This is a genomic window from Microcoleus sp. CZ3-B2 (assembly GCF_036705055.1).
Lineage (GTDB): Bacteria > Cyanobacteriota > Cyanobacteriia > Cyanobacteriales > Microcoleaceae > Microcoleus.
In genome coordinates this window covers 14,165-37,385 of record NZ_JAUBTN010000065.1, presented here as the reverse complement: position 1 = coordinate 37,385, position 23,221 = coordinate 14,165, and the positions used below count along the sequence as shown (strand labels likewise).

Annotated in this window: 24 protein-coding genes and 1 pseudogene; 16 read left to right on the top strand and 9 right to left on the bottom strand. The window is 46.7% G+C overall.

What is annotated here, in order from left to right:
* Positions 1-276: 276 nt before the first annotated feature.
* Positions 277-1,956: a glycosyltransferase family 4 protein gene (locus QUA97_RS23130; RefSeq protein ID WP_194068821.1), complete on the bottom strand. Its 1,680-nt coding sequence runs from the start codon at positions 1,954-1,956 to the stop codon at positions 277-279.
* Positions 1,957-2,347: 391 nt separating this feature from the next.
* On the opposite strand from QUA97_RS23130, the gene QUA97_RS23125 reads away from it, so the two are divergent.
* The 9 genes from QUA97_RS23125 (at position 2,348) to QUA97_RS23085 (ending at position 12,381) form a co-directional block, all read left to right on the top strand.
* Positions 2,348-2,587: a DUF3134 domain-containing protein gene (locus tag QUA97_RS23125; protein ID WP_333196349.1), complete on the top strand. Its 240-nt coding sequence runs from the start codon at positions 2,348-2,350 to the stop codon at positions 2,585-2,587.
* A 130-nt stretch (positions 2,588-2,717) separates the two neighbouring features.
* Positions 2,718-3,833: a phospho-N-acetylmuramoyl-pentapeptide-transferase gene (gene mraY / locus QUA97_RS23120; RefSeq protein ID WP_333196347.1), complete on the top strand. Its 1,116-nt coding sequence runs from the start codon at positions 2,718-2,720 to the stop codon at positions 3,831-3,833.
* 216 nt (positions 3,834-4,049) lie between these two features.
* Positions 4,050-5,036, top strand: a complete 987-nt coding sequence (locus QUA97_RS23115) for a glycosyltransferase (protein ID WP_333196345.1) — start codon at positions 4,050-4,052, stop codon at positions 5,034-5,036.
* Positions 5,037-5,352: 316 nt separating this feature from the next.
* Positions 5,353-7,212, top strand: coding sequence for an NAD(P)H-quinone oxidoreductase subunit F (locus tag QUA97_RS23110; RefSeq protein ID WP_194068815.1), 1,860 nt, complete (start codon positions 5,353-5,355; stop codon positions 7,210-7,212).
* A 175-nt stretch (positions 7,213-7,387) separates the two neighbouring features.
* Positions 7,388-8,107: a carbonic anhydrase gene (locus tag QUA97_RS23105; RefSeq protein WP_194068813.1), complete on the top strand. Its 720-nt coding sequence runs from the start codon at positions 7,388-7,390 to the stop codon at positions 8,105-8,107.
* Between the two features lie 107 nt (positions 8,108-8,214).
* On the top strand, positions 8,215-9,720 hold the full coding sequence (locus tag QUA97_RS23100; RefSeq protein ID WP_194068811.1) for an NADH-quinone oxidoreductase subunit M: 1,506 nt from the start codon (positions 8,215-8,217) through the stop codon (positions 9,718-9,720).
* Between the two features lie 205 nt (positions 9,721-9,925).
* Positions 9,926-10,309 (top strand): NirD/YgiW/YdeI family stress tolerance protein, encoded by a 384-nt coding sequence (locus QUA97_RS23095; RefSeq protein ID WP_194068810.1) that lies wholly within the window; start codon positions 9,926-9,928, stop codon positions 10,307-10,309.
* Positions 10,310-10,583: 274 nt separating this feature from the next.
* Positions 10,584-11,906: a CO2 hydration protein gene (locus QUA97_RS23090; RefSeq protein WP_194068808.1), complete on the top strand. Its 1,323-nt coding sequence runs from the start codon at positions 10,584-10,586 to the stop codon at positions 11,904-11,906.
* Between the two features lie 268 nt (positions 11,907-12,174).
* Positions 12,175-12,381 carry a hypothetical protein gene (locus QUA97_RS23085; protein ID WP_194068807.1) on the top strand — a complete coding sequence of 69 codons (207 nt, stop codon included), beginning with the start codon at positions 12,175-12,177 and terminating at the stop codon, positions 12,379-12,381.
* Positions 12,382-12,583: 202 nt separating this feature from the next.
* Here QUA97_RS23085 and QUA97_RS23080 read toward each other — a convergent pair whose 3' ends face one another.
* Together QUA97_RS23080 and QUA97_RS23075 are read right to left on the bottom strand one after the other, a co-directional pair.
* The gene (locus QUA97_RS23080; protein ID WP_194068805.1) at positions 12,584-12,745 is read right to left on the bottom strand and encodes a type II toxin-antitoxin system HicB family antitoxin; all 162 of its coding nucleotides are present in this window, start codon (positions 12,743-12,745) and stop codon (positions 12,584-12,586) included.
* Between the two features lie 309 nt (positions 12,746-13,054).
* Positions 13,055-13,525, bottom strand: a complete 471-nt coding sequence (locus tag QUA97_RS23075) for a hypothetical protein (protein WP_333196339.1) — start codon at positions 13,523-13,525, stop codon at positions 13,055-13,057.
* Positions 13,526-13,692: 167 nt separating this feature from the next.
* Between QUA97_RS23075 and QUA97_RS23070 the strand changes: the two genes are divergently transcribed.
* The 5 genes from QUA97_RS23070 (at position 13,693) to QUA97_RS23050 (ending at position 15,110) form a co-directional block, all read left to right on the top strand.
* Positions 13,693-13,905: a helix-turn-helix domain-containing protein gene (locus QUA97_RS23070; RefSeq protein ID WP_006631306.1), complete on the top strand. Its 213-nt coding sequence runs from the start codon at positions 13,693-13,695 to the stop codon at positions 13,903-13,905.
* Between the two features lie 61 nt (positions 13,906-13,966).
* A complete protein-coding gene (locus QUA97_RS23065) occupies positions 13,967-14,185 on the top strand; it encodes a helix-turn-helix domain-containing protein (RefSeq protein ID WP_194010317.1) in 219 nt (72 codons plus the stop codon).
* A gap of 77 nt (positions 14,186-14,262) precedes the next feature.
* Positions 14,263-14,475 carry a helix-turn-helix domain-containing protein gene (locus QUA97_RS23060; protein WP_193974409.1) on the top strand — a complete coding sequence of 71 codons (213 nt, stop codon included), beginning with the start codon at positions 14,263-14,265 and terminating at the stop codon, positions 14,473-14,475.
* Positions 14,476-14,560: 85 nt separating this feature from the next.
* A complete protein-coding gene (locus tag QUA97_RS23055; protein WP_006631308.1) occupies positions 14,561-14,773 on the top strand; it encodes a helix-turn-helix domain-containing protein in 213 nt (70 codons plus the stop codon).
* 142 nt (positions 14,774-14,915) lie between these two features.
* Positions 14,916-15,110, top strand: a complete 195-nt coding sequence (locus QUA97_RS23050) for a hypothetical protein (protein ID WP_194068801.1) — start codon at positions 14,916-14,918, stop codon at positions 15,108-15,110.
* A 34-nt stretch (positions 15,111-15,144) separates the two neighbouring features.
* Here the strand turns inward: QUA97_RS23050 and QUA97_RS28395 are convergent.
* The 6 genes and pseudogenes from QUA97_RS28395 to psaA all read right to left on the bottom strand — a co-directional run.
* Positions 15,145-15,249: pseudogene (locus tag QUA97_RS28395) on the bottom strand (DUF6939 family protein); the annotation flags it as partial.
* Between the two features lie 92 nt (positions 15,250-15,341).
* The gene (locus QUA97_RS23045) at positions 15,342-15,653 is read right to left on the bottom strand and encodes a sunset domain-containing protein (protein ID WP_333196333.1); all 312 of its coding nucleotides are present in this window, start codon (positions 15,651-15,653) and stop codon (positions 15,342-15,344) included.
* Positions 15,654-15,663: 10 nt separating this feature from the next.
* A complete protein-coding gene (locus QUA97_RS23040) occupies positions 15,664-15,870 on the bottom strand; it encodes a hypothetical protein (RefSeq protein ID WP_333196330.1) in 207 nt (68 codons plus the stop codon).
* Complete coding sequence (locus QUA97_RS23035; protein ID WP_333196328.1) at positions 15,867-16,208, bottom strand: hypothetical protein; 342 nt, start codon at positions 16,206-16,208, stop codon at positions 15,867-15,869. Before QUA97_RS23035 ends, QUA97_RS23040 begins: the two co-directional genes overlap by 4 nt.
* 104 nt (positions 16,209-16,312) lie before the next feature.
* Positions 16,313-18,538: a photosystem I core protein PsaB gene (psaB, locus tag QUA97_RS23030; protein WP_194068797.1), complete on the bottom strand. Its 2,226-nt coding sequence runs from the start codon at positions 18,536-18,538 to the stop codon at positions 16,313-16,315.
* A 108-nt stretch (positions 18,539-18,646) separates the two neighbouring features.
* Positions 18,647-20,941: a photosystem I core protein PsaA gene (psaA, locus tag QUA97_RS23025; protein ID WP_194010323.1), complete on the bottom strand. Its 2,295-nt coding sequence runs from the start codon at positions 20,939-20,941 to the stop codon at positions 18,647-18,649.
* A gap of 72 nt (positions 20,942-21,013) precedes the next feature.
* On the opposite strand from psaA, the gene QUA97_RS23020 reads away from it, so the two are divergent.
* Positions 21,014-21,244 carry a hypothetical protein gene (locus QUA97_RS23020; protein WP_194068795.1) on the top strand — a complete coding sequence of 77 codons (231 nt, stop codon included), beginning with the start codon at positions 21,014-21,016 and terminating at the stop codon, positions 21,242-21,244.
* 339 nt (positions 21,245-21,583) lie between these two features.
* Positions 21,584-23,194: a hypothetical protein gene (locus QUA97_RS23015; protein WP_194068793.1), complete on the top strand. Its 1,611-nt coding sequence runs from the start codon at positions 21,584-21,586 to the stop codon at positions 23,192-23,194.
* Positions 23,195-23,221: the final 27 nt, after the last annotated feature.

The following is a 23,221-nucleotide window of genomic DNA, read 5'->3' as shown; positions in this document are numbered from 1 at the left end:
GTAGTCAGTAGTCAGTAGTCAGTAGTCAGTAGTCATTAGTCATTAGTCAGTAGTCATTAGTCAGTAGTCATTAGTCAGTAGTCATTAGCATTTTTTAGGGGCTGGTTTAGCTAAGGATATATGATACAAATGACTGAAAAAATGGCAAAGCCCGCCCTCTTCTTCTCTGTACGTAGTGCGAACCCTAGATTTATTTTAATCTTCAGTCGAGCCGCGAAAATCGTTTGATTAGGAGTGGTTTAAACCGCCGAATCTTATTCGATTTAGCATGAACCATTACCGATTCCCAATGACTAGCACGCCAAATTTTACGAGATAGAGTAGCGTCCGATACAGGTGTGCTAATTCTTGCTCGTTTTTGGCATAAAGCCTGAGAATTTCGCCCGCGCTGACAGTTCCTTTTTGCTCGATCGCCTTTAACATCTCCATCTGAATCTTAACAGAGATTCTTCTGTCTTGACCGAAACTGCTAAACCAAATAGTCTGCAACTCTTTCAGAAGTTCTGGTGTGGCGATCGCACCCAGACTCAGCATCATATCATTGGTTAAAGTTCTCGTCGCATAATGGCCCAACACCCGAAACGGATCGTCACTTAGCGGATAAGGCGGTTTCCCTGGTTTTAAAGGTGCCGATTCCGGTGCAGAAACCCGAATTTCTGCTAATTCCCGCCACAACTGTTCGTAAGCAGCAATTACTACTTTCCAATCATAAATCTCCCTCGCCCTTTGTCGGGCATTTTCGCCCATCCGCTTTCTCAATTCTGCGCTGTCAATTAACAGACACAAGGCACGGGTACAAGCATCAATATCAACTGCTGTGGCTAGGGAAGTGTGACCCATGTAAGTCGGCCAATTCAAACTACCGTCGAGATAATTTAGGGCTAAATCTAAACAAGCTTCTGGCGGCGGGATCAGTGTGGGAATGCGGAAGCCGTCGATTTCGTGGCGTACTGATTCTTTGTATCCGTTCCAATCAGAAACTATGGCCGGCAGTCCGTTAGCCATTGCTTCGATTGGCGTCAGTCCGAAGGTTTCTTGAATGTTGTCGGAAAGCGAAATAAAAATGTCGGCCGCCGACCAAATATTAATTCTAATTTCCGGTTTTCTGCCATCTAAAAAAATAGCATTTACGGAGGGACAAAATATTTGCGCGCTATTTTTAAAGTCGGGTTCTTCTCTCAAATCTTCGATCCAACCGGCTTGAATTAGGTGGATTTTAGCTTTGGTTTGCTGTGCTGCCCGTTCTAAGGCGATGTACATTGGTACGGGATGGGCTTTTGCCGAAAAAGTTAATCTACCGACAAACAACACAACAATATCGCCGGGAGAAATGCCGAGTTCTTGTCGCTGTTGGCGGCGGCTGTTAACTGCTTCCACACCCTGCGGAAACGCGCTGCAATCGACTCCTAGGGGAATAATTGGCAATTTGATCAAAATTTCCGGTTGACCGCCGTTGCGCTGCGCTAAATATTCTGACCACTGCGTCAGAACTCCTTCTACTGCTGTTTTCACGGCCCCAGAGGTGCAGATCAGCGCGTCCCAAGGCTGTGTCGGTGCGGCGATCGAATCGCCGATCGCCTCCATGACATATTTTGTACCGATTGTGTGGGTAACGCCGCAAATGCTGTAGGCCCGCTGATCGACAAATCTGCGCGCCCAAGCCAGGTCTGCCAGGGCCGGATCGGGTCGGTAAATTGTCCCCGGTTGAGATAGCAAATCCGATCGTTGTGTGGGAATCCAGCGGACTTTCCGAGGTGTTTCCAGCCAAGGTTCGATGCGGGCACAAAATTCCTCAAAAGTGGTTTGGCTATCTGCACAACAGTAGAGAGAGTCAGCGGTGCCGTGTTGGACTAAGCTTTTGAGAAATCCTTCTCCGGCTGCATGACGCCCCAGAAGTCTCTTTCCTGTGGTGTCGTAACCCTCTTTGTTGTATAAAACGGCTGCGGTGGTATCCATCCTGAGATTTATTGCTTGAGAGTTGACTGAACAATGTAGAGGGTATTCGCCATCAGGCTTCACTCGAAAACCAGGAGAGTGTTGTGAATCTGCCGCTTGCCAGAGAACCTTGCGTCCTGGATCTGTTAAAGGGCGATCGTCTCAGATTACAATACTTACGGCTAAAAAAGGATTGGCAAGAGCGGATTTTAGTGTTATTCTGGGGCCCATGCTCGGGACAAGTTCCTTTTCGGTCTGCCATCCTATCGAGATCCGGAAGCAAACAGTCTCTGTGGTATAATGCCCTAGCGCTGCTAAATGCCGGATGTGCAAGCGATTGATCGAAAGAGCAGTCACTCGGCAAAATATTACCTCTACTCGATCGCGTCTTTCTGTTTAGAAACCGAGAATCATGTATAACCCATCTCTGCGCCAAATCCCTCGCCACTTGCCTGCGGACGTAATTCCATTAAAGCAGGAATCATCTCTTTTAGACTGGTTGGAATCTAACAATCGCCTGTTAGCAAGGGATGTCCAAGAACCCGACTATCTCAACGAAGAAGAATTTCCCGAACTGATGGCAGATAACGAAAATCCTTACGATGATGTAGAAGAAGAAGCTGAAGATGATGCGGGTGCAGGCGACGAATAACGGATAACAGGGTGAAAGAATCAACCGGAAACAGGGAATAAAAACTAAGAGATTTTGCAATCTCCGGTATCCCACCCTATTCCTCAATTGTCAATTGCTTATTCTCAAATGGTGTGTGTGCAGGAGTGATATGGATAACTTTGTCGATGAAAGAATCCCTTTTAGTATACCTTTCAAACTTACAGGCCGGAATTTATTGCTCGTGCTGGGTTTTGGACTTGGCATTGTAGCGATCGGTTTAGATGTAGCAGCGGGTAGATTTTTGAATTTGCCTCGATCGCTATTTTTACCGCTAGTGGTTTGTGCTTTCGTTGCATCGGGATTGGGCTATCTAGTAGTTCCCGTACTCCAAAAACTGAAAGCAGGACAAATAATTCGCGAAGACGGCCCCCAAGCCCACTTGAAAAAAGCGGGAACTCCAACAATGGGCGGAGTTTTTTTTGTACCGGCGGGAGTCGCAGTCGCTTTACTCTGGTCTAATTTTAACTCAGACGTTCTTGCCGTATCGGCTTTAACTTTAGCTTACTGTTTCATCGGCTGGCTGGATGACTGGCAAATTCTGCGCCACAAGTCGAATAAAGGTATTTCACCTCGGATGAAATTGGCTTTGCAAATAGGTTTTGCAGCTTTATTTTGTCTGTGGTTAATGTTGCACAATCCAGCAATTTCTACGAATATTGCTTTGCCTTTCGGTTGGGTATTGCCTTTGGGTTTGCTGTTTTGGCCGCTGGCGGGTTTTGTGTTAGTTGCTGAAAGCAATGCTACTAATCTTACCGACGGCATTGATGGGTTGATGGGAGGTTTAGGGGCGATCGCACTTTTGGGATTAGGCGCATCTGTAGCCTCAACTTCTCCAGAATTAATGATATTTTGCGCCTGCATTAGCGGCAGTTGTCTCGGTTTCTTAACTCACAATCGCAATCCAGCCAAAGTGTTTATGGGCGATACAGGGGCCTTAGCTTTGGGCGGTGCGTTGGGTGCGGTAGCTTTATTAACAAACAGCCTTTGGATATTATTAATTATCAGCGGGATTTTCTTTGTAGAAACGCTGTCGGTAATTGCTCAAGTAGGTTATTACAAAGCTACAAAAGGCCCGGATGGCATCGGCAAGCGTCTGTTAAAAATGGCTCCGCTGCACCATCATTTAGAACTGTGCGGCTGGCTGGAAACTCAGGTTGTTGGTATCTTTTACTTAACTAACGGGGTGTTAGTGTTAATGATTTTGATGTTGTCTAGCAATAGTTAACAGCGGATTATTAATAGACTTTACAGCATATGTAGCTGATGTTTTCTGCCATGTTAAAAAACAAATAAGATGCCCGTTCCACAAGAACTCAATGCAGTTGTGGAACGGGCATTTTGCCAGTTTTAGATTAAAAAAAGCCTCAAAAAAGGTAAAATAAAACTGGTTCGTAGTAAGGACTTTAGTCCTGATTGACTCAACAACCAGCAGAGAGGATGAATGAACAGTGCGGAGTTTTTACCCTTTGTTTCGGTTGTGGTACCTGTTTACAACGGTGAGAGGGATTTGCCGGATTTAATCGAGTGTTTGCGATCGCAAACTTATCCGCCACACAGAGTAGAATATCTCATAGTAGACAACAAAAGTCGCGATCGCACTTCAAGTATTCTCCAAACCGCAGCATCTAACCCCTCCTCAGTTTCCCCCTTGCTAAGGGGAGGAAGCCCTTTCAATCAAATAACCCTTCGCCACCTCACCGAAAACCAGATTCAAAGTTCCTACGCCGCCCGCAATCAAGGGATTCGCGCCTCCACAGGCGAAATCATTGCATTTACCGATGCAGACTGTCGCCCCGAAACTCAATGGCTGGAAAATTTAGTTAAGCCATTTGTTGACTTAGAAGTAGGAATTAGCGCGGGGGAAATCCTCGCCCTCCCCGGTAATAGTCTCTTAGAAAAACACGCAGCCCGCGACAATACTTTATCTCAAAAACATACTCTCGCTCACCCTTTTTGTGCCTACGGTCAAACCGCCAACTTAGCTGTACGCAGACAAGTTTTAGCACAAGTAGGTTTATTTCGCCCGTACCTTACGAGTGGTGGCGATGCGGATTTGTGCTGGCGGATTTTGCGAGAAACATCCTATAAAATGTATTTTGCCGCAAGTGCGATCGTCCGACACCGCCACCGTTCTACAATAAAACAGTTGCAAAGTCAATGGTATCGGTACGGCGAATCTAATAAATATTTGCACGAACTCCACGGCGTCGATTTGATGCGTGAATTTACCACAGGCGAATATTTGTATCGGCTGGCTAGGTGGCTGTTAAAGGAATTGCCGGTTGCTGCGGCTAAAAGTGATCTCGCCCGCCTCGATCTGGTAGATTTGTTACATACGCCGATCGGTCTTTTGAATGTTAGAGCAAGGGCGATCGGACAGCGCCAAGCCAAACTTCCGTTAGCAGCTTGGGAAATTGACCAGCTTTAATCACTAAAAAAAATACCGACGGTTAACACCGATTCTCTACTTCTCTACAGGCAAAACCCGCTATACAAGCGGGTTGGAGACTATTGGCCAGCCCTCTTATTTTTGCATCGTATAAGTATAATTTATCTTCCGATAAGTACCATTAATCAGCAAATATGAAAATTTCCGGCAATCCTTAATATAAAATTAATAAGTCTATTCTGAAGCGCCGGCTTCAAAACGACAAGAAATTCGCAGTCACCCCCAAAATTTCTTTACTGGCGATCGAGATTATTCTCAGATTATTAATTTTTTGTAACATTTACAGGTAGTGCCAATGGCTCAAATCCTACTCCAGACCGTTTGGTTTATACCTTGCTACCCACTCATCGGCGCATTTCTGTCGATACTGTGGTTTCCTGGACTAACCCGCCGCACGGGCCCTAGACCCTCCGGTTACATAAACGCCATTTTAACCTTCTTCGCTTTCGCCCACGGCGTCATAGCCCTAACCGCAGCCTGGAACCAACCGGCACAACAGCAGTTGATTCCCTGGCTGAACGTCGCAGGTTTAGACCTCACCATTCCGGTAGAAATCTCTGTTGTCACCGTCGGGGCTACAGTTTTGATTACCGGACTAAACTTTGTGGCACAGGTTTATGCCTTCGGCTACATGGAAATGGACTGGGGCTGGGCGAGGTTCTTCTCCCTGATGGGGCTGTTTGAAGCTGGGATGTGCGGCTTGGTTTTGTCCAACTCTCTGTTCTTCAGCTACATGATTCTGGAAGTCCTGACTCTGGGAACTTACCTGCTAATCGGGCTGTGGTTCAATCAATCTTTGGTAGTTACTGGAGCCCGCGACGCTTTCTTGACTAAGCGGGTGGGAGACTTATTCCTGCTGATGGGAGTAGTGGCAATTCTGCCACTGGCGGGAACTTGGAATTTTGACGAGTTGGCAGTTTGGGCTCAGACTGCAAACATTGACCCCACCGTCGCCACGCTGTTGAGTTTAACTTTGATTGCCGGCCCGATGGGCAAATGCGCCCAGTTTCCCTTGCACCTGTGGCTGGATGAGGCGATGGAAGGCCCCTTGCCGGCAACGATTTTGCGGAACACGGTAGTTGTGGAAACTGGCGCTTGGATTTTGATTAAATTGCAGCCGGTCATCGCTTTGTCGCCCGTGGGACTGAAGACAACTATTATTGTAGGTGCTGCAACGGCGGTTGGTGCTTCCTTAATTGCGATCGCCCAAATCGACATCAAGCGCACGCTATCTTATATAGTTAGCTCTTACATGGGCTTAGTATTTATCGCCGTCGGTACCGGACAAACCCAAACAGCTTTGACATTAATATTTGCTTATTCCTTGGCAATGGGTTTGCTGGTGATGAGCATTGGTTCAGTAGTTTGGAACAGCATCACTCAGGATGTCCGAGCTCTCGGCGGTTTGTGGCCCAAGCGTCCCATATCGGGAATATCGTTTCTTGTCGGCGCTGCTGGAGTAATTGGACTGCCGCCCTTCGGCTGCTTCTGGGCTTTATCGGAACTAGCAGGCGAATTTTGGAATACCCACCCTTCACTGTTAGGAGTCCTGCTGTTTGTCAACGGTGTAACTGCTTTTGGCTTAGTGCGCGTTTTCGGTTTAGTTTTTGGTGGTAAACCAAAGCAAATGACCGAACGTTCCCCCGAAGTTTCCTGGCCTTTTATCTTGCCGATGACCGTGTTAATGGGATTTACCTTGCACGTTCCGCACTTGCTCGCCGCGTGGCAACTTTTGCCTTTGGCAACTTTGAATTATACTGCGGCCGGACTGTTGGTTTTGTCAAGTGCGATCGGCATCGGTGCAGGGGCATTTATTTATCTCAACGAAAAGTGGGAAAAACCGGTGCGAATTGGTTCTCAAGCCGTACAAGACTTCTTTGCCTACGACTTTTACACCGCCAAACTTTACCGCGTCACAGTGGTATTTGCCGTCGGTCTGGTATCCCAAATCATATCCTGGGTCGATCGCAATATTGTTGACGGATTCGTAAATTTAATAGGTTTTGCCACAGTTTTAGGCGGTCAAAGTCTCAAATACAACGTCAACGGTCAAACTCAATTTTACGCCCTGACCATTTTATTCGGAGTTGCACTTTTGGGACTGCTAGTAAGCTGGCCTTTGTTGGCTCGTCTCTCGCTGATTGTTGGCGGGTAAAGAGATATAACATTTAAAATTTTAGGTGACATTTACAACCTAAAATCTTAAATAAATGAATTCTCAAATAAAGATTTCAAATACTTAAAATTTTAGGTGACATTTATAACCTAAAATCTTAAATAAATGAATTCTCGAATAAAGATTTCAAACCCGATCCAACAATCCCAAGTACATGAAAGACAATAACCGACCAGTCAATCTTTCCCGACGTAATTCACTCAAATTTGTAGCAGGAGCAATAGGTACAGGAATACTCGCAGCACGAGTAGGCGCTGATGTGGCTGCACCGGCACCAGCAATTGCTCAAAATGACATGAGTCCCGATGCAGCTTTAAAACAGTTAATGGACGGGAACAAGCGATTTGTTGACAGAAAACGTACAAATCCCCACCAAGACTTATCCAGGCTCACCGAAGTAGCCAAAGGTCAAAAACCCTTTGCTGCTATTCTCGGCTGTGCAGATTCCCGCTTTCCTTCCGAGATTATTTTCGATCAGGGATTTGGAGATTTATTCATCTGTCGCGTGGCCGGAAATGTGGCTACCCCAGAAGAAATTGGCAGCTTGGAATTTGGCACGCTGTTGTTGGGAGCAAAAGTGTTGATGGTAGTCGGGCATGAAAACTGCGGTGCGGTAGGTGCAACCCTCAAAGGCGCTCAAGTTCCCGGCCAAATTGGCAGTTTAGTCGATTCAATTAAGCCTGCTGTAGAAAGCTCGAAAAACCAACCGGGCGATCATCTAGAAAATGCGGTCAAAGCTAATGTTTTGCTGCAAGCTAAAAGGTTGAAAGCGTCTCCAGTTATCTCTAAGTTAATTGAGGAGAACAAACTGAAAGTTGTTGGTGGATACTACGATTTAGACACGGGTGCTATCAGTATTGTTGCTGATTCCTGATGCAGTTTGCGATTAATAATTTGGGATTAAATCAACATTTGAAATCTCAACTTGTTAATCGCAAAAGCGCAGGAAATAGATTGTTTACTCTTCACTGTTCACAAATTATGCTTAGTGCCTTGCTATGGTTGCCCGCGTTGGGCGCTGCGGTGGTGGGTTTCTTACCAGGAAATATCAATGCAATGCGACTGCGCTCAATAGCCTCCGCCTTCGCTGTTGCTGTTTTCCTGTTGAATATCTTGCTGCTGACTCAATTTGACACGACAAATTCAGGACTGCAATTTCAAGAATATTTGCCTTGGATTCCCCAATTAGGTTTGAGCTACAACTTAGGGGTTGACGGCTTATCTTTGCCGCTAATTGTTTTAACCGGATTGTTGACGCTATTAGTGATTTACGGCACCGGCGAAGGGATAGCTCGTCCCCAGCTTTACTACGCGATGATTTTGCTGATCAATGCGGGTGTCGTTGGGGCATTGATGTCTCAAAATTTGCTGTTGTTCGTACTTTTTTACGAGCTAGAATTAATTCCTTTTTACCTCTTAATTGCGATTTGGGGTGGCAAGAAACGCGAATATGCTGCGATGAAGTTTCTGATATATACGGCTGTTTCGGGACTTTTAGTTTTAGCGGGATTTTTGGGCGTAGCTTGGCTGAGCGGTTCTTTAAACTTCGATTACAGCGCGATTACTACTCAAGATTTGTCCTTTAAAACTCAATTAATCCTGCTAACTATTGTGCTGATTGGGTTGGGAATTAAAATTCCCTTAGTGCCCCTGCATACATGGCTGCCGGATGCCTACGTCGAAGCTTCGCCAGCAACAGCAATTTTGTTGGGAGGTGTTTTGGCGAAATTGGGAACTTACGGCTTAATTCGGTTTGGTTTGCAGTTGTTTCCCGAAACTTGGTCGATTGTCGCTCCCGGTTTAGCGATAATCGGGACAGTCAGCGTGATGTACGGTGCTTTGAGCGCGATCGCCCAAAAAGATATCAAGCGCATGGTAGCCTATAGTTCGATCGGGCATATGGGCTACATCCTCGTCGCCTGTGCCGCGGGAACAAAACTCGCCTTAATCGGTGCAGTCGGGCAAATGGTAAGCCACGGCTTGATTTTAGCTTTGCTGTTTTATCTAGTAGGCATCATCGAAACCAAAGCCGGCACGCGGGATTTGGACGTGCTCAACGGCTTGATGAATCCGCTGCGAGGTTTGCCCACAGCAAGTTCGCTGTTAGTTTTGGGAGGCATGGCAAGCGCCGGCATTCCCGGTTTAGTCGGTTTTATCGCCGAATTTTTAGTATTCCAAGGAAGTTTTTCTGCATTTCCAATTCCGACTTTACTGTGCATTTTAGCCTCCGGGTTAACAGCAGTTTACTTTGTAATTCTGCTCAACCGCACCTGTTTTGGAAAGTTGGACAACGCCACGGCTTACTACCCTGCGGTTAAGTTTTCCGAAAATATGCCAGCCCTAGTTTTAGCCAGTCTCATTTTCTTCTTGGGAGTGCAACCGGTGTGGCTGTTGAAGTGGAGCGAATCTACTACAAATGCGATGGCAGTAACTCTGTCAACGGGTAGATATTCTCAAGTAGCTGTCAGCTATCAGCCGGATAAATAGAGCGTGAGAAAGTAGAGGATAGAAAAAATACGAGTCTTTGATGATTCTGCTTTCTTCTTCTTTCTGCTTTCTTCTTCTTCCTTATCCCAGCCGATTATAAATGTGTTAAAGTAGGATACATCCGTCAAAAACTGGTGCTTAAAAAATAGAGGCTAGAGTTTGAGCGACTGACAAAATAGCACTGATTACGAGGAAATGAAAACTCATGAAACAGAAAATACTTTTTAGTTTGTTCGCAGTTACAACCACTCTTTCACTAGCAGCAAATTCTGCTTTGGCACAAGCTCAAACCCGAATCAGGGAGTTGTCAGAAGTAAGAGCAGGAATTACGATATCTGGCAAAGTAGTCGGTTTTGGAGAATCTGATGAAAATGAGTGGATTCTAGACGACGGCAGCGGTACAATTGTAGTCGATGCCGGCCCCCGCTCGTGGCGCAATATTAATGTATCAAAAGGCGAAACAATAACAGTTGTGGGCGAGATGGATGACGGCGAGTTTGATGCTTTTTCTGTTACTTTATCGAACGGCTCAGTTATCAACATCCGCTCTCCCCAAGGCCCGCCGCCTTGGTCTGGAAAGAAAAGATAAAGGCAAAAATCCTAGCTATCTGTCCGCATAGCTGAGAATTGCTCAAAAGTAGATGGCCGGTAACTAGGACAATTCCTAAATTTCCAGACGCACCAACACGGCTATAAACCGGGTTTTAACTGGTTCCCAGGCAGAGCCTGGGAACCGAAATCCAGAGGCTCTGCCTCGCTTTTGAGCGGGCAAATTGGAGGCAGAGCCTCCGGTTCTGCATTACCAGGTAGAGCCTGGGAACGAGTAGAAAGATTTAAAATTTGATTCAAACTAAGGAAAAAAAATGGTACAAACTCCTACAAAACCAGCAACTAAACTCCCTCCTTCCAAGCACGAATTTGCAGATGTAATCCACAGGCTGGAAGCCGGCGGCGCGATGATTCCCGATACGCCGGAAAATCTGATGCAAATTATCGCGATTTGGAAAGCCTACGCGGTGCCGATGGACTTCTACTGGCGGGATTTGCTTTACATCGCCGAACGGGTATTTTTACACCCGCTTCCCTTCTTTAAATACTTCTTACCCCAGGAGTATTTAGACTTGCAAAATCACTATGCAGGTGACGGTGCAGATTTGCGGATTTGGCGGGGGACTGGTAGCGCCCATCCAGAACTTTTGGAGTTCATGGAAAAAGGGGAAATTGGTAAAAAGCCAAGACTGTTTCACCATTTGTGGCACGATCGCATTAACATGGAATTTGCCGAAGAGGTCATGAGGTCGATGCTTTGGCACCGGGGGATGTACGTTCCCGTCAATCAGTTTGACCCTTATCTCGACACCGACGAATACAAAGCTAATGCCGATCGCGCCATTAAAGCTTACTTCAAAAAAGACCCCTTCATGCTGGCGCTGCACAAAGCATTCCCCGAAATGTTTTTAGAACAGTGCCGCCAGATGTCTTATTACAGCAATCTCGGTTTGTTTTGGGAAGTAATGGCCCCGGTGTTTTTTGAAGTTTCCGACTTGTACGACGAAGGCAAAGTTACCACAGTCCCGCAGGCGATGGATTTCATCACAAATGGCATATTTGCGATCGCCGGTCGTCCGATTTACCACCACGTTGTCATCGACGGGGAAACCTACGAAATAATCCCGAAATCTAAAGGTTTCACTTGGCTGTATGAAGCGGCGCTACCTTATGTAGAAGCTATATTTTACCGCACTTCGCCGTTCCGGGGAACCAAATCGTACAACGCGCAAGCCAGGGAAGTTCCCGACGATCAAAAAGACTTCCACTACGGAGTTTTGTATGCAGATAAATTCCCAGTAGGTACTGCCGGAATTCCGCCGACTTTACTAGCACAAGATATGCTGCACTTCCTGCCGCCTTATTTGATGGATTTCTACAAACAGCGGTGTCGCGGCGAAGATGATATTCTCAATCAAATTGGCGTAACGTTCCAGCGATCGATGTACTGCGTTACTTCGGGAGTGATTCAAGCTTTGCGAACGGCGCTGTTGTATCCTTTGGATGACCCGAATCCGAAACATTTGAAGGCAAATCGGGCGTTTTTCGAGTCTCAGATCGATCGCTTCTGCCGCCCGGAATACGGCATGAAATACGCAGCGAAGTTGAAGAACATTCAGACTTCAGATTACAAATAGTCATTGGTCATTAGTCATTAGTCATTAGTTATTAGTAAACTTTTTGCAAAAATCGCAAACAATCTTGAAATCCATCTTCGTTAATCTGCGTTTTCCATCCCTCGCAGATTTATGCAAGAGGTCTAAAGAAGAATAATAACTAATGACTAATAACTAATTACTAACAACCAACAAACAACCAACCAACAACCAATAACCAACAACCAACAACCAATAACCAATAACCAATAACCAATAACCAATAACCAATAACCAATAACCAATAACCGTGAACAGCAAAGACGTAGCTAAATATATCGAAGCAACAGACGGAATTTCCAAACCTTGGCTGTTAGTGCAATTGCGACTGAAAAAATTGCAAGAAAGGCGATCGGAAATTTCTGCTGAAGAATATATGACAGAACTTGCCGATATCCAGCAGGATTTAATGAATCTAGGGGAATGGTGGGTAGGAATAGAGGATGAAGTGTTTTAAAAGTTAAATCGCGATCGGTAAAATCAGCAATTAATCAATAGTCTAATTCCATCATCTAGTTGTCTCAGTTTAATAGACAAAGAGAACAGGCGATTCACGAAGAAGGATAGCTGCGATTCACAAACTTTTCGGCTTTGGATGATACTCAGGCGATTTGAAGAATGCTAGGTTCCGGGATGGGTTCACCTTCTTCCTGCCAAGCTTATAGATACATTTCGAGCACTTCTTCGCCATGTCGGATGGCTGCTTCGCGGGTTTTGCCGTGGGTACAGGACATGATAACGCGATCGGCAAATTCTGGAATCGTCACTAGGAAAAGTTGATCTTCGTCAGACCATTGGAGGCTCATACTGTATCGATTCATGAATCTTTTTGCTTTAACTCGTCGAGTTCCGCTAACAATATTGCCAATTGTTTCTCTCTCATAGCGTGGCACATCATCTCCGTCTTTGCGGGGAATTGTTAAGGTTTTGCAAATCAAAGGATCCTGCCATCTCTCATGGCTACCTTTTCCGCGTTTTGCCAAATAAAGCCTTCGCGGGTAATCTGAGCTTTTAACTCGCGAATTTTTCTAGGCATGGTGATTGTCCATTTTCTACCTCCATTGTATCCATTAGCCATTTATTTGAATTGTGCCTGTGCCCATTCTCACAGTTGCTCGTGCGATCGCACTTTAAAATTTTTCCATTAAATCTTTTTCTTGGGCGTAAACATCTCGTAACTGTTGCAGCCCGGCCCCTGAAATCACCGATTTAACATTAGCTACCAAGAGCCCCCACTCCAGCAATCTGTCAACTGAAACAGCTTTTTTAAACTTGTGCGTGTAGAATTTAGTCCAAAATGCCGGTGCTAGCTTGCTTTTCCAGCGTTTGTACCATCTGCCAAAATCTTGAAGGGCGATCGGCTTTACTTCTAGAATTGGGGGAAAATCGGCGTAGCTGACAAACCGGCTGATGCTTTTACCGTGCACGTAAACCATGTAGCGGCAGCATTCGATGCGGTAAATGTCGTCTACTGCGATATCGAACAGCAGTGCGACTGTTTCTTCGGTGACGAATCGCGCCAGCGGATGCAGGATGGGAGATTTATGAATTATCTTTGATTCTGCGATCGTCGATGATTTTCTCGAAGTATCTGATATCATAGTAAGTGCCTATTCTGATTGTAGATAAATCTATTGATGGTAGGTCAGACAGCTAGTAACTGTCTATTTAAGTTTTCAAAACGATCGCCTTTTAGTTTTCGAGGCCAGAGGGCGATCGCTTTTTCAGATAAAATTATTGTAAGGTGTCATGACACCCATTGTCAAGCATGGGTTTAGTTAGAATTAAAGTCAGAGAACTAGCCGCCGAGAAAGGTTGGACATTCAAAGAAGTTTCAGAACGTTCTGGGGTGGTGTACAACACTGTCAAGCACTATGCCCGCTGTCCCGGGCTGACAACGGTTGACTTTACCTTACTGCTGAAATTAGCTCGAACTTTTGATGTGATGATTGAGGATTTGGTTGAGGTTTTGGAGGAATAGCCGATCGCTTTTTCAGATACATAATATTAAACGACAGCATATTGTCATTTGTCAAGCAAGTATGAGTAAAGGCTTAGTTAGGTTGCGGATTCGGGAGTTTGCAGAGCAGAATGGATGGACGCTTAAGGAAGTTTCCGATCGATCGGGCATTGGTTACAGCACCATCAGAAACTATGCCCAATGTCAAGGCATGACAACCGTTAATTTCGCCTACTTACATAGGTTGGCTCGCATTTTCGATATTATGATTGAGGATTTGGTAGAGATTTTGGAGGAATAGCCGATCAACCTTGAGCATCCTCGGTCAAAATAATCTATATTTATAAAATAACTACGCAATTGCATCAACTCTCAAGCATGGGTTTAGTCAGGCTAAAAATTCGGGAACTAGCGGCGGAGAAGGGCTGGACGCTTAAGGAAGTATCCGATCGCTCTGGGGTAATTTATAGCACCGTCAGAAGCTATGCTCGTCGTCCTGAAATGGCAATGGTAGACTTTACTTGCCTGCGGAGGTTAGCTCGAACTTTTGATGTGATGATTGAGGATTTGGTTGAGGTTTTGGAAGAATAGCCGATCGACCTTGAGCATTCGAGATTGGGGCGATCGCTTTTTCAGATATAATTATTTTAAAACGCAACTGCATTATTTGTCAAGCATGGGTTTAGTCAGAGTTAAAGTGCGAGAGCTAGCGGCCGAGAGGGGCTGGACATTTAAGGAGGTGGCTGAGCGATCGGGCGTGATCTACAGCACCATAACCAGCTATGCTCGTCGTTCAGAAATATCAATGGTTGACTTTACCGCCCTGTACAAGTTAGCGCGGGCATTTGATGTGATGATTGAGGACTTGGTGGAGATTATTGAGGAATAAGCCGATCGCCCTTTCCACCCTTCGGGTATCAACCGTTGTATTTCGTCTTGTCAAGACGCGCTTAAGCACTTTGCATCGCAGCTAAAAGCTCAGGTTAAAGGTGCTTTGATTGAGTCAAAGTTGTTAATCTCCCGTTAGTTTTGTGACTAGAGCCAGTACCGCCATTGGAGTCAGCCCAATTATCAAGGATCTTGTGCAGAAAAAGGCGCTAGCAACCCGACTAACGCTGAAGGAAATCATTTATGTTGGGATGCTGGCGATCGACGAGTTGGAGGAAAAGCGCCTGCAAGAATTGGCTGACAAGGTGCATCAGATGCAGGTGAATGGGGAGATTTGAGGGATTGAAGAAAACCAGTTCAACAGTTTCATCTTTACGACCAATCACTTTTCAATAATTTCACAATTAAGCAAGCATGAGAAAGAGGTTTATTTAGATTATCTAGATCGCCATTAGTTTCATAATCAAGTAAGACAACAGATTTTGAACTCGCCTATTCTCTTAACTTTTGGCATTGATTCTTAATTCGGCTATATGTTCCGGTACAGCTCGGTTGTTGGGATGCTGGGGCTACCTCGGTGCTTTACGCCAACCATTGGCGATTGCCTCTGACTCTGTGCAAAACCATCTCTCACCGCTAGCTGGATCGATAACTGTTGATTCGTAATCTTCCATGCCCGGAAGGTGATAAACTTTGTTGCCTGTATCTATCGAGATGTTGCCTTTAATAGTACATCCTGGTTTTGCGATCGATGTAATTGTAGAAGGAGAACGACTAGGACTGAACTCCTTTGTAAAAAGCACAATGACAGCCAGAATCCCAATACCAACAACTGTTTCGAGTAGACCACGTTTCTTTCGTTGTTTCTTTCGTTTCTGCATCAGACTATTCTTATTCCTGCTTAACAGACTCAGCCAACCGCTTCGCATTCTCCCGCCGATGAACATTAATCGGACTATTGCGAATATCAGCTTCTACCATCGCAATTAGTTCATCTAGTGTTTGAGTCCAAGCTTCAAGCATTCGATTGCTGTCCCGAAGCATGGCAACAGTTTGCTTAACTTTTTCTGGATCGGGAATTTGTTTTTGCTCGTTCATAATATGTTCCAATCCCTTTTAGCTTCTTGAACACTTGCGGATGACGCATCAAGCGCAGCTTGTCCTTGCTCAATGCTCCGATCTAGTAAATCTAGCATAGCAGAGGAGGCGGGCTGAGCCTCAGCAATCCGCAGTAACAAGGTGTATAGACGAGAGTAAGGCTCTCTTAGCCTTTCAGCAGAATTTTGAAGTTGGTCTAAAACTGTAGCTGTTGCATCTGTCTCCCCAGATTGTTCAAAAATTGCAGATTCTGCTGCTTTGGCTGCATCAATTCCTTCCAATAGCCTGCGCTGTAAGTTCAATGCACTTGTGATAATTTCATCTGGCAACTTAGCCATGCAAACTTGCTCCTCTCATTTCCATTAACGAACATATACAAAAAAAAATCCCCCGCCAGAAGGCAGGGGATTTCATTTAATTACCTAGAAACCAGAGTTCAGAGTTACCCGAATTTCCCGGCCGTCGAGGCAATTACAAAGGCTGCGTAAGTGAAGACGTTGCCCACAGTAAAGTGAACTAAGCCAACCAAACGACCTTGGATAATCGACAAAGCCACAGGCTTGTCTTTCCAGCGAACCAAGTTAGCCAAAGGAGTGCGCTCGTGAGCCCAAACCAAAGTCTCGATCAGCTCTTGCCAGTAACCTCTCCAAGAGATCAGGAACATGAAACCAGTTGCCCAAACCAGGTGTCCGAATAAGAATATCCAGGCCCAGATAGACAGGTTGTTAGTACCATACGGGTTGTAACCGTTGATCAACTGAGAAGAATACAGCCAGAGGTAATCGCGGAACCAGCCCATCAGATAGGTAGAAGACTCATTGAACTGAGCCACATTTCCTTCCCAGATGCCTAGGTGCTTCCAGTGCCAGTAGAACGTTACCCAAGCTAGGGTGTTCAGCATCCAGAAGACAGACAGGTACATGGCGTCCCAAGCAGAGACATCGCAGGTACCGCCACGGCCGGGGCCGTCGCAAGGGAAAGCATAACCGAAGTCTTTTTTGTCCGGCATCAGCTTAGAACCGCGTGCATCCAGAGCGCCCTTGACCAAAATCAAGGTGGTGGTGTGCAAGCCAAGGGCGATCGCGTGGTGAACCAAGAAATCGCCAGGTCCGATCGCCAAGAAGAGAGAGTTAGTGCTGCTGTTAATTCCGTCCAACCAGCCTGGGAGCCACACGTTAGCGTAGTTCGGCCAAGCGGTAGAAGCAATACTGTCAGGGTTAGACAACAGTACGTCCATGCCGTACAGAGCCTTTCCGTGAGCAGCTTGAATGAACTGTGCGAACACTGGTTCAATCAAGATTTGTTTTTCGGGAGTTCCGAAAGCGACTACAACGTCGTTGTGAACGTACAGGCCGAGAGTGTGGAAGCCCAAGAACAGCGAGACCCAGCTCAAGTGAGAGATAATCGCTTCTTTGTGCTGCAACACGCGATCTAGCACGTTACCTTTATTTGCTTCAGGATCGTAGTCCCGCACCAAGAAGATAGCTCCGTGGGCGAAAGCGCCGACCATGATGAAACCAGCAATGTACTGGTGGTGGGTGTACAACGCAGCCATTGTCGTGTGATCCTGCGCCATGAAAGCGTAGGGAGGCATCGCGTACATATGCTGTGCTACCAGGGAGGTGATCACGCCTAAAGCAGCGAGGTGCCAACCCAATTGGAAGTGCAGCGAGTTGTTGTAGGTCTCGTAAATGCCTTGGTGAGGCATATTGAACGGGCCTTCAACTTTTTTGCCAAAGAAATCTTTGGCGTCACACATTTCTTTGATGCTGTGACCGATACCGAAGTTAGTCCGGTACATATGACCGGCAACGATAAACAGAACTGCGATCGCCAAGTGGTGATGAGCAATGTCTGTCAACCACAGAGATTCTGTCTGAGGATGGAAGCCACCCAAGAAAGTCAGAATTGCTGTTCCTGCGCCTTCGGCAGTACCGAAGACATGGCTCGCTGCATCTGGGTTTTCGGCGTATACGCCCCAGTTACCCGTGAAGAACGGAGCCAAACCTGCTGGGTGAGGCGGAGTTGACAAGAAGTTGTCCCAACCTACGTGCTGTCCGCGAGATTCGGGGATAGCAACGTGAACCATGTGACCCGTCCAAGCCAAAGAGCTGACACCGAACAAACCAGCCAAGTGGTGGTTGAGGCGAGATTCAGCATTCTTGAACCAAGACAAGCTCGGGCGGTACTTGGGCTGGAGGTGCAACCAACCTGCGAACAGCATGACAGAAGCCAGCAGTAGCAAGAAGATAGCTCCTTGATACAGGTCGCCGTTAGTCCGAACCCCTTGGGTGTACCACCAGTGGTATACGCCGGAGTAAGAGATGTCAACAGGGTTAGAAGCGCCAGCTTGAGTGAAAGCTTCTACTGCTGGAGCACCGAATTGAGGGTCCCAAATCGCGTGAGCGATCGGGCGGACATTTAGGGGGTCTTTAATCCACTGTTCAAAGTTACCTTGCCATGCTACGTGGAACAGGCTGCCCGAAGTCCACAAGAAAATGATTGCTAGGTGGCCGAAGTGAGAAGCAAAAATCTTTTGGTAAAGATTTTCTTCGGTCATGCCATCGTGGCTTTCAAAATCGTGCGCTGTGGCAATCCCGTACCAGATCCGCCGTGTGGTCGGGTCTTGGGCAAGGTCTTGGCTAAATTTTGGAAATTTCGTTGCCATAAGCCTTGATTAATCCTGAATCCTGAACGTTGAAGAGGTTCGGTTCCGAGGTTTGGATTCTGGGTTTGAGATTGCTCCCAAATCCTGAATCCAAAACCTAAAGGTAGTTTACCCTACCGAGATGATTCGCGCTAGGAAGAATGCCCAAGTAGTGACAATTCCTCCCAGGAGGTAGTGAGCTACACCCACTGCCCGACCCTGAATAATGCTCAGAGCGCGAGGCTGAATCGACGGAGACACTTTGAGTTTGTTATGAGCCCAAACAATGGACTCAATCAGTTCTTGCCAGTAGCCGCGGCCGCTGAACAGGAACATCAAGCTGAAAGCGAATACGAAGTGTCCGGCTAGGAACATCAGACCGTAGGCCGACAGTGCCGAACCGTAGGACTGAATTACCTGAGAAGCTTGCGCCCACAGGAAGTCCCGCAGCCAGCCGTTAATCGTGATCGCACTTTGTGCGAAGTTGCCGCCGGTGATGTGAGAAATTGTGCCGTCTGGCGATACTGTTCCCCACACGTCCGACTGCATTTTCCAGCTAAAGTGGAAAATCACGATCGAGATGCAGTTGTACATCCAGAACAAGCCGAGGAAAACGTGATCCCAACCGGATACTTGGCAGGTGCCGCCACGGCCGGGGCCGTCGCAAGGGAACCGGAAGCCCAAGTTACCTTTGTCAGGAACCAAGCGTGAACTGCGTGCAAACAACACGCCCTTCAAAAGAATCAGGACTGTAACGTGAATTGTGAAAGCGTGGATGTGGTGGATTAAGAAGTCCGCCGTACCCAATTCGATCGGCATCATCGCTATTTTGCCACCGACTACTACTGCACCGCCGCCAAAAGCGTGGCTGACGATTTCCGTAGCATTAGGCGCTGTTGTTCCCGGAGCCAAAGCGTGGATGTTTTGCACCCACTGGGCAAATATCGGACGCAACTGAATCCCGGTATCCGAGAACAAATCTTGAGGACGACCGAAAGCCCGCATTGTATCGTTGTGAACGTACAAACCGAAGCTGTGGAAGCCTAAGAATATGCAAACCCAGTTGAGGTGAGAGATAATTGCATCTCTATGGCGGATTACACGATCGAGCAAGTTATTAACGTGCTGAGTCGGATTGTAATCTCGCACCATGAAAATTGCTGCGTGAGCCGCTGCTCCAACAATCAGGAATCCGCCAATCCACATGTGGTGGGTGAACAGGGATAGCTGAGTCGGGTAGTCGGTTGCGATGTACGGATACGGAGGCATCGCGTACATGTGGTGAGCCACGATGATGCTCAAAGAGCCCATCCAGGCCAAGTTCCACGACAGTTGGCAGTGCCAAGACTGTGTGAAAATTTCGTACATTCCCTTGTGGCCTTCGCCAGTGAAGGGGCCTTTGTGAGCTTCCAGAACTTCTTTGAAACTGTGGCCAATGCCCCAGTTCGTGCGATAGAAGTGTCCGGCGACGATGAACAGCACTGCCAAAGCTAAGTGATGGTGCGCTGTATCTGTCAGCCACAAACCGCCTGTAGTAGGGTTCAGACCGCCTTTGAAGGTCAGGAAGTCTGCGTATGCGCCCCAGTTGAGGGTGAAGAAGGGGGTTAAACCTTTTGCGAAACTCGGGTAGATGTCAGCCATCAAGCCCGGTGTCAAAATCCACTCATGCGGCAGGGGGATATCAGCAACTGTTTTAATCAGCTTGCCGCCCACTGTCAGGGGTGCGCCTGCATCTATCGCGTCCATGCAAGCATTTATCGGCAGAGCAACGTGAATTTGTTGTCCTGCAAAGCCCAAGCATCCGCAGCCTAGCAAACCTGCCAAGTGGTGGTTCATCATCGATTCTACGTTCTGAAACCATTCCAGTTTCGGAGCGCGGACGTGATAGTGGAACCAACCGGCAAATAGCATCAAAGCTGCCATTACCAAAGCGCCGATCGCAGTGCAATATAGCTGGTATGAGTTAGTGATGCCATTAGCGCGCCACAGTTGAAACAGACCAGAGGTGATCTGAATTCCGTGAAAGCCGCCGCCTACATCTGCATTTAAAATTTCTTGACCAAAAATCGGCCAAACCACTTGAGCGCTGGGCTTAATGGCTGTTGGATCTGTCAGCCAAGCTTCGTAGTTGGAGAATTTAGCGCCGTGGAAATATGCGCCGCTTAACCATACGAAAATTACTGCCAAGTGGCCGAAGTGAGCGCTAAAGATTTTGCGCGAAACGTCTTCTAAATCACTTGTATGACTGTCGAAGTCGTGAGCGTTAGCGTGGAGGTTCCAAATCCAAGTGGTGGTTTTTGGCCCCTTAGCTAGAGTGCGATCGAAATGTCCCGGTTTAGACCACTTCTCGAAAGAAGTTGGAACGGGATCTTTATCGACTACTACCCTAACTTTTACCTCTCGCTCTGGAGGACTAATGGTCATGAAGACTCTCCTCTCGGTAAGACAAGGAACGAGAACTGAATACTGTATCTGACATTTCCCACGCTTAATTAGGTGGGGTATTCTCGGTTTACCGATACTGCTTGCACTTCACTCTTTGTAGAGTTAGATGCAGGTGTACCGTTTCCCCAAGCGTTTTGCTTCTCTAAAGAAGCCAGTTCCCCAGTGTCCCTAACAATATATCTGGGTACTGCCAACTCTTCTCGTTATCTGAAGCAACCGATCGCATCCTTAATATCAGGTTTGATGCGGCTGCTCCTTTTGAGGGAGTTTTATGAATTATAAGCTTGCTACAGGACTATTCATCGCTTGTTAACAATACTTAAAAAACCTTCTATTCTTGATGGAATTAGCCCTTTATTTTTCACATAGCCTTGCAAAAGTCAAGGGGTATTGCAATTAAATTTACAAAACTCAAAGATAAGATAATTGAGGAATACTCAGTTTATAGAGAGATTTTTGGGAAAACGGCTGCGAGATTTATTCGCGAGCTCGGATTAGTCGCCCGCATAGCCCCAACCCAAGGAAGAGAGCTCTCAGGAATTCTCGATCCGCAATTCCCCAATACAACATTCAGTTTTGGGCTATAGTTCCCTATGAGAAGGCTTCTAGGAGTATGGTTGCGTGATTGGCATCAATTGGCACAGAACGGTTGCGGGCAGGCTGGTGGCATTGTTCGCAGCAGCAGTATTAATTTTCGGTTTAGCAAGTTGTGGGGCGCGCGAGTCCGAATTCCCCGCATCAGGGAACAAGAGCGGCTCAGCTACCGCCCCAGCAAACAAAATCTCAGAGGTTTCTCCCCCAGAAGCCATTCAACAACTGCGTCAGGCGCTAGAAATATATCAGCCTCAAATTAGTATTTTGAATCCCAAACCTGACGAAGTGCTTCAGGATATAAATGTGTCCGTTCAGTTCCAAGTAAAGAACTTACCCCTTTTCAAAGACGCAAACTTGGGTTTGGGGCCCCACCTGCAAGTTTTATTAGACAACCAACCTTATGCAGCAGTTTACGACATCAACCAGCCTTTAACACTCTCAGACTTAGAACCCGGAACCCATACCCTGCGGGTGTTCGCGGCTCGCCCCTGGGAAGAAAGCTTTAAAAACGAAGGTGCTTACGCCCAAACCACCTTCCACATTTTTACTAAAACACAGAACAATAATCCCGATCGAACATTGCCTCTATTAACGTACAACAGCCCCCAAGGCAGCTACGGGGCAGAACCCATCATGCTCGACTTTTACCTGACAAATGCTCCCCTGCACCAAGTGGCGCAACAAAATTCCCAAGATGAAATACTCGATTGGAAAATTCGAGCCACAGTTAACGGCCAAAGCTTTGCGATCGACCAATGGCAACCTATATATCTTAAAGGATTCAAGCCAGGGAAAAACTGGGTACAGCTAGAATTGATCGACGAGGCGGGAAATAGCGTCAAAAACGCCTTTAACAACACAGCCAAACTGGTAAATTACCAACCCCAAGGGCAAGACACCCTTTCCAAATTAGTGCGGGGTTCCCTAACGGTAGCAGATGCTCGCGGCATAGTCGATCGCACCTACCAAGCCCCCACACCCAAACCAACCCCAACCCCAGAACCAACACCCCCACCAACAGTAGAAAAAATACCAGCAGCCGAACCCGAAACAGCAGTTCCAGAAACCCCAGTAACCCAACCTAACTTAGATAGAACAATTGCTCCCGAAGTTGCACCCGTTCAAATAACAGAACCCGCACCCACAGCCACCCCGCAACTCCAAGCACCGAAAATTGTGGAACCAGTTCAAGAAATAGAACCACAACCCACAACAACACCAGAATTAGAAGCACCGAAAATTGTGGAACCAGTTCAAGAAATAGAACCACAACCCACAGCAACCCCACAACTACAAACCCCCAAACTTGTAGAACCAATTAAAACAATAGAACCGATACCAACAGCACCCCCAACACAAAAACAGGAAGATGGAGGATACTACAATCGGTTCCGCAACTTTTTGCATCAAGTTACCGAACCCGATACCTTTTCAAATTCTCCAACTCTGCCAGAAATAACCGAAAAAGCTCCAATACCAAAAATAGTCGCTCCTGCAGTACCAGAAACATCTCCCAATCTGATAGCGCCAGCGCCCCCAGTTGGCGCTCCCGAAAACCCCCAATCAGCCCCAGAACAAACAGTTGTTGAACCAGAAAACCCGCCCAAATCCGAACAAAAAGTCAAATTTGAAACCTAAATATTTCTGAATTAATCAGCGTTCATC